This window comes from Bacillus sp. FSL K6-3458, from assembly GCF_038005045.1.
In the GTDB taxonomy this organism is placed as follows: Bacteria; Bacillota; Bacilli; order Bacillales; family Bacillaceae; genus Bacillus; species Bacillus altitudinis.
Genome location: NZ_JBBOSI010000001.1, coordinates 2,491,556 through 2,504,399, shown reverse-complemented (window position 1 = coordinate 2,504,399; position 12,844 = coordinate 2,491,556). Strand labels below are relative to the sequence as shown.

The following is a 12,844-nucleotide window of genomic DNA, read 5'->3' as shown; positions in this document are numbered from 1 at the left end:
AAGGACATGAGACGTATGGAGAAAAAGCCGTTCACCCCAAGAGAGATAGTTGAAAAGCTCGATCAGTACATTATTGGTCAGCTTGATGCGAAAAAAGCAGTGGCGGTGGCTTTAAGAAACCGTTACAGAAGAAGTCTTTTACATGATAAGCTAAAGGATGAAGTCGTTCCTAAAAACATCTTAATGATTGGTCCGACAGGTGTGGGGAAAACAGAAATTGCCCGCAGAATTGCAAGGATTTCTGGTGCACCTTTCATTAAAGTGGAAGCGACGAAGTTTACTGAAGTTGGATATGTCGGACGTGACGTAGAATCAATGGTCAGAGATTTAGTGGAAACAGCAATCAGACTAGTCAAAGAAGAAAAAATGAAGGATGTTCAAGAAGAAGCGGAAAAACAAGCAAACAAACGGCTTGTTCATCTACTTGTTCCTGGAAAGAAAAAAAGTCAGTCTGTGAAAAATCCTTTTGAGATGTTGTTTGGTGGTTCTGATGCTGATGAAAGTGATCGAGATCACTCAAGTGAAGAAGTAGAGCTTGAGTCGACGAGAAAACGCATTGCGCACCAGCTGGCGATGGGTGAACTTGAAGACCATTACGTCACGATTGAAGTCGAAGAGCAGCAGCCTTCCATGTTTGATATGCTTCAAGGCTCGGGTATGGAGCAAATGGGTATGAACATGCAGGATGCGCTTAGCAATCTCATGCCTAAAAAGAAAAAACGCAGAAAGCTGACCGTCAGAGAAGCGAGAAAAGCGTTAACTGCTGAGGAAGCTTCAAAACTGATTGATATGGATGAAGTCGGTCAGGAAGCCGTGCAAAAAGCAGAGCAGCAAGGAATAATCTTTATCGATGAGATCGATAAAATTGCCAAAAGCGGTGGTGCATCGTCTGCAGATGTTTCTCGTGAAGGGGTTCAACGTGATATTTTACCGATTGTAGAAGGTTCCACTGTGATGACGAAGTATGGGGCTGTGAAAACAGATCATGTTCTATTTGTAGCAGCAGGCGCTTTTCATATGGCGAAACCCTCGGATTTGATTCCAGAGCTTCAAGGACGCTTCCCAATCCGTGTAGAATTAGATAAATTAAGTATAGAAGACTTTGTGAAAATCTTAACGGAACCAGATAACGCGTTATTAAAGCAATATAAGGCTCTACTTGAAACAGAAGGTATATCTCTTGAATTTTCTGACGATGCTATTCATAAGATTGCCGAAGTGGCTTATCACGTCAATCAGGAGACGGATAACATCGGTGCAAGAAGGCTTCACACCATACTTGAGAAGCTGCTAGAAGAGCTCTCATTTGAGGCGCCTGATATTACAATGGAAACAGTGACCATTACCCCTCAGTATGTAGAAGAGAAGCTAGGAAAGATTGCAAATAATAAAGACTTAAGTCAATTTATACTTTAACAAATGAATAAAGTAATCTAGGAGGATCATTATTATGGCGTTACTACAAAAAACAAGGATTATTAACTCGATGCTGCAAGATGCAGCGGGGAAGCCGGTTAATTTTAAAGAAATGGCAGAAACATTGAGAGATGTCATTGATTCAAACATTTTCGTATTAAGCAGAAGAGGGAAGCTTCTTGGCTACTCCATTAACCAGCAGATTGAAAATGCACGTATGAAAAAAATGCTGGAAGATCGTCAGTTCCCTGAAGAATATACAAAAAGCTTATTCAATGTCCCTGAAACATCTTCAAACCTTGACATCAACAGTGAGTACACAGCTTTCCCGATTGAGAACCGTGATTTATTCCAATCAGGTTTGACAACGATTGTACCAATCATCGGAGGCGGAGACCGCTTAGGGACGTTAATCCTTTCTCGTTTGCAAGATACATTCACAGATGATGATTTAATTCTTGCTGAATACGGCGCAACAGTTGTTGGAATGGAGATTCTTCGCGAGAAAGCGGAAGAAATTGAAGAAGAAGCAAGAAGTAAAGCGGTTGTTCAAATGGCAATCAGCTCTCTTTCATATAGTGAGCTTGAAGCGATTGAGCATATCTTTGAAGAACTTGATGGAAACGAAGGGCTGCTTGTGGCAAGTAAGATTGCTGACCGTGTAGGAATCACTCGTTCAGTGATCGTAAACGCACTTCGTAAATTAGAAAGTGCAGGCGTTATTGAATCTCGTTCTCTTGGAATGAAGGGAACATACATCAAAGTGTTAAACAACAAATTTTTAATTGAACTTGAAAATTTAAAATCTCACTAATCAAAAAAAACCCTTTTCGGCCGAAATAAACGCTGAAAAGGGTTTTTTTGTATAAAAAATGAGGATTTGTCCGAAAAATGACACTCTTTTTTCCAAGAAACCCCTTACAATTCTGTAGTGCTTTGAATCTAGGTCTTTATACCTATTCGTAAAATAGATATATATTACGAGTTTTTTTTACAATTACATCATAGACTTTAATCCTATTATTTCTTACAATGAACATATGGTTTTACAAATCTCGACATGATTAAATGGAATGAAATACATATGATTGGAGGTATATGGTTTTGGATATATTTTCTGGAACGATAAGTAACCTTGAGAATGCCTTGGGCAGAGCGAACGTTAAGCAAAAAGTCATAAGCAATAATATCGCGAATATAGACACACCGAACTACAAGTCTAAAAAAGTTGCATTCCACGACATGCTAAATGATGCGTCAATCAAATTAGATGCTAAAAAAACATACCAAGGTCACATTGATTTCTCTAAAACAGGGTCTAATTATTCAGTTGTTTCGAGTAACCGTACTTCTTATCAAGAAAACGGAAATAATGTCGATATTGATCAAGAGATGAGTGAACTCGCTAAAAACCAAATTCAGTATAATGCGTTGGTTGAAAGAATGAGCGGAAAGTTCAATTCTCTTAAAACAGTTTTGACAGGAGGTAAGTGATGTCGATTTTTTCAGGCGTGAACGCTTCGGCCTCAGCATTAACAGCACAGAGGCTCAGAATGGACGTTGTATCTTCTAACCTTGCGAATATGGATACAACAAGAGCTAAACAGGTTGATGGCAAGTGGGAGCCTTATAGACGCAAGCTCGTCACATTACAGCCGTCAGGTGAATCATTTTCATCTATATTGAACTCAAGCATGAATTCGAGCGGCAAATTAGGAAACGGCGTCAAAGTAACAAAAATTACTGAAGACGAAACTCCATTCAACCTTCAATATGATCCTACAAATCCCGATGCCAATGAAAATGGATATGTTCAAACACCAAACGTTGATCCATTAAAGGAAATGGTTGATCTCATCAGCAGCTCAAGATCATATGAAGCAAACGTGACTGCGCTGAATGCGAATAAAAGCATGCTGATGAAAGCTTTAGAAATAGGAAAGTAAGGTGAAAAGAATTGGTTAACGCAATATCTCCTTTCCAGCTTCAAACCGCTCAGCAAGCAAGTGAATTGACGAATGCATCGTCTGTGCAGGCGGCTGCACCTAAAAGTCAAACGAATTTCTCTGATGTGCTGAAGAATTCCATTGAGGCATTAAATCAATCACAGCTGAAATCAGACCAGTATACGAATGCTCTCGCACAAGGGAAAGATGTCAATCTCGATGAAGTCATGATTGCTTCACAAAAAGCGAGTGTGACACTCACAGCTGCAACCGAGTTTCGGAATAAAGCAGTCGAAGCGTACCAAGAGATTATGAGAATGCAGATGTAGGAGGTGCTGGTGGACAAAAAATAGACTGAATGGAATGACCGGGGGTTAAGATGAATCGTACTTTAATGCAATTAAGAACAAAAACAGTTGAGTTTTGGCGAAATCGATCAAAATTACAAAAAATACTCATGATTGGCGGCGTAGCTGCCCTAGCAATCATTATTACGGTTGTTAGCATCTTTGCTTCTTCTGAAAAAATGGTTCCGTTGTTTAGAGATTTGTCTGAGGCAGAAGCAGGACAAATCAAACAGGAACTGGATGGCAAAAACGTTAAATCGGAACTTGCAAATAACGGAACGACGATTTTAGTTCCAGAAAAGCAAGCAGACACTTTAAAAGTAACACTTGCATCAGAAGGACTTCCTAAAACAGGGAATATTGATTACTCCTTCTTTGCGAACAATTCCGGCTTCGGTTTAACAGATAATGAATTTGATGTTCTGAAAGTAGACGCAACTCAGACAGAACTATCCAATCTGATCAACACGATTGATGGGATTAAAGATTCAAAGGTTATGATTAACCTGCCAAAAGATTCCGTTTTTGTTGGAGAAGAGCAAAGTAATGCATCAGCATCAATTGTGCTGCAAGTTCAACCAGGCTACACGCTTACTCAGCAACAAGTAAAAGGCCTTTATCATCTTATTTCAAAAAGTGTGCCGAATTTAAAAACAGAAAACATTGTCATTATGGACCAAGATTCCAACTACTATGACTTAAACAGCAGCTCAGATTCCTATGCAAGTGGAATGGATGCACAGCAGCAGAAAAAAGAGGAGATTGAAAAGAATCTTCAACGAAAAATTCAACAGCTGCTTGGAACGATGATGGGTCAAGAGAAAGTTGCCGTATCGGTCACTACAGACATTGATTTTACTGAAGAAAAAAGAAAAGAAGATCTTGTCGAACCAGTTGATCAAGAAAACATGCAAGGAATTGCTGTCAGCGCTGAAAAGATTGCTGAAACTTATTCAGGCAATGGTGCAGCAGCTGGAGGCACCGCTGGAACAGGTGACGATGATGTCACAAATTATCAAGGTGCCGATGGAACGAATGGAAGCGGAGATTACGAAAAGAGCGAAGATCGTATCAATTATGAAGTCAACCGCATTCATAAAGATATCAAAGAAAGTCCTTATAAAATCAGAGACGTTGGCATTCAGGCACTGGTTGAACCACCTACTGCAAACGATCCGAACTCATTAACTGCTGAAAGGCAGGATGATATCAAAAAAATTCTTTCAACCATCATCAGTACATCGATTGATAAAGAATACACAAACGGTCAAGCGCTCACTCAAGCTGACTTAGATAACAAAATCGTTTTATCTGTATCAAAATTAGACGGTAAACAGCAAACGGCAGCAGAAAACCCTTCAAACAATATTCCAATTTGGGTTTATATTGTTGGCGGTGTGCTACTACTTGCCATTATCGCTCTCATTATCCTTCTCGTACGTAAGAGAAGAAAAGATGAGGAAGAAGAGTTTGAGTTTGATGAACGTACACCAATTCATGTTCCTGATATCGATACTGAGCCAGAAACAGAAGAAATGGTGAGAAAAAATCAGCTTGAAAAAATGGCAAAAGATAAACCAGAAGACTTTGCTAAATTGCTACGCAGCTGGCTGTCCGAGGATTAGGAGGAATACACATGTCGAGAAAAGATCCAAATCGACTAACAGGCAGACAAAAAGCAGCAATCCTAATGATTTCCTTAGGGCTAGACGTGTCAGCATCTGTATACAAACATCTGTCTGAAGACGAAATAGAAAAATTAACATTAGAAATTTCCAATGTACGAAGTGTAGATACTGCTAAAAAAGATGAAGTCATCGAAGAGTTTCACAGCATTGCCATCGCGCAGGACTACATATCACAAGGCGGCCTTATGTACGCAAGACAAGTGCTTGAAAAAGCGCTTGGTGAGGACAAAGCGGACAGCATCTTAAATCGCTTAACATCCTCACTTCAAGTGAAACCATTTGATTTTGCGAGAAAGGCTGACCCAGAGCAAATTTTAAACTTTATCCAGCACGAGCATCCACAAACCATTGCGCTCATTCTTTCCTACTTAGATCCAGTACAGGCTGGACAGATTTTATCTGAGTTAGGTGAGGAAGTACAAACTGAGGTTGCAAGAAGAATTGCTTTAATGGATCGCACATCTCCAGAGATCATCAATGAGGTGGAACGTATTCTTGAACAAAAGCTTTCTTCAACCTTTACGCAAGATTATACCCAAACGGGCGGAGTCGAAGCGGTAGTCGAAGTACTGAATGGTGTAGACCGTGCAACGGAGAAAACCATTTTAGATACACTGGAAATTCAAGATCCTGAGCTTGCTGATGAAATTAAGAAACGTATGTTTGTCTTTGAAGACATTGTTACTCTTGATAGCAGAGCCATTCAGCGCGTGATTCGAGATGTTGAAAATGACGATTTACTACTTGCACTCAAAGTGGCAAGCGAAGAAGTCAAAGAAATTGTCTTCCGCAACATGTCGCAACGTATGGTCGAAACGTTCAAAGAAGAAATGGAGTTTATGGGACCTGTCCGGCTTAGAGATGTCGAGGAAGCACAGACTCGTATTGTCAGCATCGTAAGACGACTTGAAGAGGCTGGAGAAATCGTCATAGCTCGAGGTGGAGGAGACGATATCATTGTCTAGGATTATCAAACATGAAACATCTGTTATTCCTGAACAAGGCCGTCAAACCATTCCCTTGCAGCAAGTGGAATTCAAAAGAGAACATCACGAAGAAGAGCTTGTCAACGAGACAGAAGCATCTCAGCTTGTATTAAGTGATGCACAAGATGAAGCAAGCCGTATTTTAGAACAAGCAAATCGTGAGCTGGAACAAACAATGGCTGAAATCAATCAGCGGCGAGCTGATTTTGAAGCAGAAAGAGTACAGCTCATTGAAGAAGCGAAACAAACAGGATATCAAGATGGTTTTCAAAAGGGCGAAGCAGATGCGAATTTACAGTATCAATCGATTCTTGATCAAGCGAATGACATTGTCAGCCTTGCAAAGCAGGACTATGAAGCAAAAATCGAAAGCTCTGCTGAAGAAATTGTCGAACTTGCGTTTGAGCTCGCTAAACGAGTATGGAATGCAGCTGAGGACACAAAAGAACAATTTTTAACGCTAGTGAAGCAGGTCATTTCAGAAGTGAAGGAATATGATGATATTTCCATCTATGTCGACCCTGCACATTACGAACATGTGATGGAATATAAAGACGAATTAAATAGAATCCTTCAAAAGAATACACATCTTGCCATTTACTCGGATGAAAAAGCACCAAAAGGTACTTGTTACGTCGAAACAAGCTTTGGAAAAGTGGAAGCGAGTGTTGATACCCAAATGAATCAGTTAAAAGAAAAGTTATTAGAAGTCATTGATTCAGGTGATCACAAATGAACATAGATGTGCTAAAAGAAACGATTGAAACCGCCGATCCTTATAAGCGTTTTGGTAAAGTCAATCGAGTTGTTGGACTGATGATTGAGTCCAAGGGGCCAGAAAGCTCAATCGGTGATGTATGTCTTATTCACAAAAAAGGGAGTAAGAATCATCCGATCAAAGCAGAAGTCGTTGGCTTTAAAGATGAAAATATTTTGCTCATGCCCTACGTAGAAGCCTCTAACATCTCACCAGGCAGTCTTGTTGAAGCAACAGGTGAGTCGTTAAAGGTCAAAGTAGGAACTGGTTTAATCGGGCAGGTTGTTGATGCCTTCGGTGATCCACTGGACGGCAGCATGCTTCCTAAAGGACTTGCACCTGTCTCAACAGAACAATCTCCTCCAAACCCGATGGACAGACCGCCTATTCGTGAAAAAATGGGCGTTGGTGTCAGAGTGATCGACAGCTTGCTCACAGTCGGCACTGGTCAAAGAATTGGCATATTCGCGGGAAGCGGTGTTGGTAAAAGTACCTTGATGGGGATGATTGCCAAGCAGACAGAAGCGGATCTCAATGTTATTGCACTTGTTGGAGAGCGTGGACGTGAAGTTCGCGAGTTTATCGAAAAAGATTTAGGAGCTGAAGGACTGAAGCGTTCGATTGTTGTTGTCGCAACTTCAGATCAGCCCGCACTGACAAGATTAAAAGCAGCCTATACTGCAACAGCTATTGCCGAATATTTCAGAGACAGAGGCAAAAATGTCATGTTTATGATGGATTCTGTCACAAGGGTCGCCATGGCACAGCGGGAAATAGGACTTGCAACCGGTGAACCGCCAACAACAAAAGGATATACGCCTTCAGTGTTCGCTATACTGCCAAAATTGTTAGAACGAACTGGTACAAATCAACTTGGTTCCATCACAGCGTTTTACACAGTACTTGTTGATGGTGACGATATGAATGAGCCGATCGCTGATACAGTGCGGGGGATTTTAGATGGCCATATAGTACTTGATCGTGCACTGGCCAACAAAGGACAGTTTCCAGCTGTCAATATTCTGAAAAGTATCAGTCGTGTCATGAGTAATATCGCAAGTCATGATCACAAGGAAGCGGCTAACCGGTTCCGCCAGCTTTTATCCACATATCAAAACGCTGAAGACCTCATTAACATTGGAGCATATAAAAAAGGCTCCTCTAAAGATATTGATGAGGCCATGCAAGCTTACCCACAACTGATTTCATTTTTGAAGCAGGACGTTGAAGAGGCTGTATCGATTGAAGACAGCGTGAGGATATTGCTCAGTTTGATGAATAGAGAGGATTGACAAAAACAGTGAGATATCAATACAAATTTCAAAAGCTCTTAGAATTGAAAGAAAGTGAAAAGGACAAATCACTCGCAGCGTATCAACAATCCGTTTCGGCATTTGAGCAAGCCGCTGAAAAACTCTATGAAAATATGAGTAAAAAAGAGCTAATGGAAAAGAGCAAAGAAGAAAAGCTGAGAAGTGGGATGAGTGTTCAAGAAATGCGTCATTATCAGCAATTTGTGACGAACTTAGATAACACCATTCATCATTATCAGCAGCTTGTGATCATGAAACGCCATCAAATGAATGAAAAACAATCTGATTTAACTGAAAAAAATATTGAGTTTAAAAAGTTTGAAAAAATGAAAGAAAAGCAATTTGAAAAGTTCTCCCTTGAACATAAGGCAATTGAAATGAAAGAAATGGATGATATCTCTATCAGCCAATTCATGTTTCAAGGACATTAGGAGTCGAGATGAATGCCTAAGAAGGAAAAAACAAAGGAATCAAGCGGCGGCGGTAAATTTCAATGGATCTTGTTTATTGTCATTATCCCATTGGTTGTGCTTGTGATTGTAACGGGCACAATCCTTTATATGGCAGGTTATGATCTAAAGAAACCGCTCCAAAACATTCCGGGGATTAGCAGCTTGGTTGGATCAGATGACACATCAAAAACGTCATCTTCAAATAACGATCAACGTGATACAGAGTTGAAAGCGTTGAAAAAGACGATTAAAGAACAAGAGAATGAACTTGAAATTGCTCAAAAAGACTTGAAGACAAGTGATGAAGAGATTAAACGATTGAATCAAAAAATCAATTCACTTGAAAAAACATCTGATAAAGAGAACACGTCAGCAAGTGACAGTTCATCAAACAGTACATCTTCAAGTAATAACGCATCAGGATCTTCAACTGATTCGTCAGCATCTTCTAATCAGCAATCAAAAGGAAAGGTCGCCAGCATTTATGAAAGCATGGATGCAGGGAAATCTGCCAAAATTCTATCAGAGCTAAGTGATAAAGAAGCTTTGAAGATCCTTGAAGAGCTGAGTAAAAATAAGCTGACGGACATATTAGCAAAACTGACACCTCAGAAGGCAGCAACGTTCACGAAGGAGCTTGCCAAAAAAGAAGAAAGTGAAAATGGAGGTGGACAATAAGTGAAGCTATTGGACATTGGAGCCTTACAGCAATCTTCCCAAGGTCTCTCGGGACTAAAGGGAGAGGGGGCAGTATCTGCTCGCGGCCTGTTTAAACAATTGTTAAATGGCGCAGGTATTCAAAGTGGTCCAGCTATTTCTCAGCCAGCGGAAACTACTCTATCCATGAATGATGCGATGCAAATCATTGAAAAATGGATGCAATCACCTCAAGAAGGAATAGATGGAGATCTTCTTGCGGCACTTCAGGCGCTGCAAGGTCAAAAGCTTGAGGGGGCTGACTTAAAGTCACTTGAAGAGCTATTTCAAAAGATGGAATCGGTGATCTATGGCGATCAGGATGAGAAGCCAGTTGCTGAACATAGTGAACAGCTCATACAAGTCCACTTTTTCTTATATCAAATACTGAATCAGCAGCCGGTTAACTTTGATGCAAAACTTGTACAGGATATTCAAGCAAAAGGTGAAGATTTCATCAAGTTTCTAACGAAAAACGGAGCAGATGAAAAGCTCATTCAACAAGTAAAAGAGCAGTTCTTCTCGCAAGGATCGGCACCTAAGCTGAATAATATGTCGCAAAGCGAGCTGAAACACTTTAATCAGTTAATCGATCATATGATGGCGAATGCGAAAGGGTCAGATAAAGAGTGGAAAATTTCCTTAGGAGAGTTAAAAGAAATGGTTGCTCCAAGGCAAGAATCTTCCTTCTCATCTCCAGCAAAAGGTGTTGCCTCACTTGAATGGCTCATGAAAAAAGAAGTCACCAAAGGTCAAGGCACTACGGCACCTGCTTCTGAAAAAACAATCACCCATACGCTGCTTCCAGGGCATAAACAGTTCTTCCAACTGCAATCAGCTGCTCCTGTGCAGCAGACGCAAACAACTGACGAAAAGCCAGGCACGGTTGATCAGCAGATTTTAAATACGTGGAAACAAATGAAGTTCACACCATTTGGCAATTCAAGCGGACGGTTTACCGTACGATTAAATCCAGAAAATCTAGGGTTTATTACCATCCAGCTAACGAAACAAAACGGGATGTATGCGAGTAAAATTACAGCTTCAACGCAAGCAGCAAAAGAGCTGCTCGAGCATCATCTGCCGCAGCTCAAGCAGGCGCTACCGAATATGTCGGTTCAAGTTGACCGTTTCCATATACCGCTTCAGTCAAATGAGCAGCCGTCTTTTGGACAATTTAATGAGGAAGGCAAGCAGCAGCCATCAAAAGGACAAAGTTTCCAGCAGCCTGATGAACAGGAAGCTGAATTCCAAGATGTACTAGATGCGCTTGTTGGATCAGAAGAAGAAGAGGAGGAGATCTAATGGCAACTGTTGATGCGACGAATAGAACAGCCGCACAAGCGGACACTTCTTCAAACGCAGCAAAGAAAACAGATACACTTGGCCGAGATCAGTTCTTGAAAATCTTGCTTACGCAGCTTCAAAACCAAGATCCGACAAACCCGATTGATGACCGTGAGTTTGTCACACAGCTTGCAACATTTTCTTCTTTAGAACAGCAAATGAATATGAACGAATCTATCACTCAAATGAATCAGATCATGTCTACATTTGTTGCACACCAAGATCCATTTACGACATATGTAGGCTGGATTGGTAAAGAAGTAGCGGGCAAACAAGATGATAAAGACATATCTGGCACTGTGAAGTCTGTGAAAAACATAAACAATGAATACTTCCTATATTTAGAAGATGGAACGAAAATCAGCCCATGGGATGTTACAACTGTTGGAGAAAAATCGTAAGCAAATCGAGGAGGAAAATAAATGTTACGCTCACTTTACTCAGGAATTAGTGGAATGAAAAACTTCCAATCAAAATTAGATGTTGTAGCCAACAACGTAGCCAACGTCAACACACACGGATACAAAAAAAGCCGTATCACTTTTAAAGATATGGTCAGCCAAACCATTGGAAGTTCTGGTGGGCCAACGAACAACTCTGGTTCAATCAACTCAAAGCAAATTGGTTTAGGGTCATCTTTATCTTCAATCGATAAAATCATGTCAGCGGGATCTTCTCAAAATACAAATGAACCTTACGACTTCTATATCAATGGAGATGGGTTTTTCCGTATTGAAGTTCAAGGAGAAGTTCTTTATACAAGAACAGGAAATTTCGACACTGATTCAGAGGGAAGCTTAGTCACCCCTGATGGAAATTATCTACTTGGAATGAATGGACAAAAGATAACGATTCCAGACGGTGTTTCAAGTGTAAGTGTTGGTCCAGATGGAACGATTTCGGTTGTTGAAAACAATGTATCAAGAACCGTTGGTCAAATATCACTCGTATCTTTCCGTAACGCAGGAGGGCTAGACAAAGTTGGTGACAACCTTTACCGCCAAACGTTAAGCTCAGGTGCTCCAAGTAATCCAATCGTACCAGGTGAACAAGGAACGGGCGTGGTCCAAACAGGTAAACTTGAAATGTCAAACGTTGATTTAACAGACGAGTTTACAGAAATGATTATCGCACAGCGTGGATTCCAATCGAATGCAAAGACGATCACAACATCTGATGAAATTCTGCAAGAACTTGTGAATCTGAAACGATAGGAGGTAGGGGGAGCGATTTATCGCTTCTCTGCTCAATATGATTGAAGTGACAAGATTAAATGGCAAAGGGTTTATGCTCAACGCTCTCCATATCGAGCAAATCGAAAGCTTTCCAGACACGACCATTACACTCGCCAATGGAAAGAAATTCGTTGTGAAAGAAGATGAAGATCAGCTTCAGGAGAAAATCATTTCTTTCTATAGAAAAATCCAAGTCATTTCATTGAATCAAGGAATAGAGGAGTTTGAATGAAGAAGAAATTAGTCGTAGTAATGCTAATCATGATTATTGCTATCGTCGGAATTGGAGCAGGTATTGTCTTTCTGGTGAATGGGTCAGACGAAGCAAAAGCAGAAAAAGAGCCAACAGCAGATGAAGTCGTAAAAGCTTCTGTTGAAATTCCTGAGATTGTGACCAATTTAAAATCTGAAGGAAATGCGGTTAAACTTGTACTAAATATTGAAACTGATTCAGAAAAAGCCAAAGAAGAGCTTGAAAAAAGAAGCTTCCAAGTGAAAGATGCCGTGATTGACATTTTATCAGACACGAATGCAGATGAACTTGATGGCAAAAAAGGCAGAGAACATTTTAAAACACAGGTCAAAAACAAAGTGAATAACTATTTGCAAGATGGCAAGGTGAAAGAAGTTTATATAACCTCCTTTAATCTGCAATAGAGGC

General features: G+C 40.4%; 16 protein-coding genes. All 16 read left to right on the top strand.

What is annotated here, in order from left to right; genetic code table 11:
* Positions 1-15 precede the first annotated feature (15 nt).
* The 16 genes from hslU to fliL all read left to right on the top strand — a co-directional run bounded on the left by hslU (position 16) and on the right by fliL (position 12,840).
* A complete protein-coding gene (gene hslU / locus MHH23_RS13260) occupies positions 16-1,416 on the top strand; it encodes an HslU--HslV peptidase ATPase subunit (RefSeq protein WP_008344818.1) in 1,401 nt (466 codons plus the stop codon).
* 34 nt (positions 1,417-1,450) lie between these two features.
* The gene (gene codY / locus MHH23_RS13255; RefSeq protein ID WP_007499612.1) at positions 1,451-2,230 is read left to right on the top strand and encodes a GTP-sensing pleiotropic transcriptional regulator CodY; all 780 of its coding nucleotides are present in this window, start codon (positions 1,451-1,453) and stop codon (positions 2,228-2,230) included.
* A 290-nt stretch (positions 2,231-2,520) separates the two neighbouring features.
* On the top strand, positions 2,521-2,910 hold the full coding sequence (gene flgB / locus MHH23_RS13250) for a flagellar basal body rod protein FlgB (protein ID WP_017359092.1): 390 nt from the start codon (positions 2,521-2,523) through the stop codon (positions 2,908-2,910).
* Positions 2,910-3,362, top strand: a complete 453-nt coding sequence (flgC, locus tag MHH23_RS13245) for a flagellar basal body rod protein FlgC (protein ID WP_007499610.1) — start codon at positions 2,910-2,912, stop codon at positions 3,360-3,362. Before flgB ends, flgC begins: the two co-directional genes overlap by 1 nt.
* 11 nt (positions 3,363-3,373) lie before the next feature.
* Positions 3,374-3,691, top strand: coding sequence for a flagellar hook-basal body complex protein FliE (gene fliE, locus MHH23_RS13240; protein ID WP_007499609.1), 318 nt, complete (start codon positions 3,374-3,376; stop codon positions 3,689-3,691).
* Positions 3,692-3,741: 50 nt separating this feature from the next.
* Positions 3,742-5,334, top strand: a complete 1,593-nt coding sequence (fliF, locus tag MHH23_RS13235; protein ID WP_024720350.1) for a flagellar basal-body MS-ring/collar protein FliF — start codon at positions 3,742-3,744, stop codon at positions 5,332-5,334.
* An 11-nt stretch (positions 5,335-5,345) separates the two neighbouring features.
* The gene (gene fliG / locus MHH23_RS13230; RefSeq protein ID WP_034281776.1) at positions 5,346-6,362 is read left to right on the top strand and encodes a flagellar motor switch protein FliG; all 1,017 of its coding nucleotides are present in this window, start codon (positions 5,346-5,348) and stop codon (positions 6,360-6,362) included.
* Entirely contained in the window at positions 6,355-7,119 is a 765-nt protein-coding gene (fliH, locus tag MHH23_RS13225) for a flagellar assembly protein FliH (RefSeq protein WP_017367245.1), read from the top strand. The genes fliG and fliH overlap by 8 nt, the downstream gene beginning before the upstream one ends.
* Positions 7,116-8,432, top strand: a complete 1,317-nt coding sequence (gene fliI, locus MHH23_RS13220; protein ID WP_008344803.1) for a flagellar protein export ATPase FliI — start codon at positions 7,116-7,118, stop codon at positions 8,430-8,432. The genes fliH and fliI overlap by 4 nt, the downstream gene beginning before the upstream one ends.
* Before the next feature lie 8 nt (positions 8,433-8,440).
* Positions 8,441-8,884: a flagellar export protein FliJ gene (fliJ, locus tag MHH23_RS13215; RefSeq protein WP_024720352.1), complete on the top strand. Its 444-nt coding sequence runs from the start codon at positions 8,441-8,443 to the stop codon at positions 8,882-8,884.
* 12 nt (positions 8,885-8,896) lie between these two features.
* Positions 8,897-9,583, top strand: coding sequence for a MotE family protein (locus MHH23_RS13210; RefSeq protein WP_007499599.1), 687 nt, complete (start codon positions 8,897-8,899; stop codon positions 9,581-9,583).
* Positions 9,584-10,906: a flagellar hook-length control protein FliK gene (fliK, locus tag MHH23_RS13205; protein ID WP_340959641.1), complete on the top strand. Its 1,323-nt coding sequence runs from the start codon at positions 9,584-9,586 to the stop codon at positions 10,904-10,906. It begins immediately after the preceding gene.
* A complete protein-coding gene (flgD, locus tag MHH23_RS13200) occupies positions 10,906-11,349 on the top strand; it encodes a flagellar hook assembly protein FlgD (RefSeq protein WP_041507305.1) in 444 nt (147 codons plus the stop codon). Before fliK ends, flgD begins: the two co-directional genes overlap by 1 nt.
* Positions 11,350-11,370: 21 nt before the next feature.
* Positions 11,371-12,162: a flagellar basal body rod protein FlgG gene (flgG, locus tag MHH23_RS13195; protein ID WP_017359086.1), complete on the top strand. Its 792-nt coding sequence runs from the start codon at positions 11,371-11,373 to the stop codon at positions 12,160-12,162.
* 37 nt (positions 12,163-12,199) lie between these two features.
* Positions 12,200-12,415: a flagellar FlbD family protein gene (locus tag MHH23_RS13190; protein WP_340959640.1), complete on the top strand. Its 216-nt coding sequence runs from the start codon at positions 12,200-12,202 to the stop codon at positions 12,413-12,415.
* The gene (gene fliL / locus MHH23_RS13185) at positions 12,412-12,840 is read left to right on the top strand and encodes a flagellar basal body-associated protein FliL (RefSeq protein WP_007499592.1); all 429 of its coding nucleotides are present in this window, start codon (positions 12,412-12,414) and stop codon (positions 12,838-12,840) included. The genes MHH23_RS13190 and fliL overlap by 4 nt, the downstream gene beginning before the upstream one ends.
* Positions 12,841-12,844 lie beyond the last annotated feature (4 nt).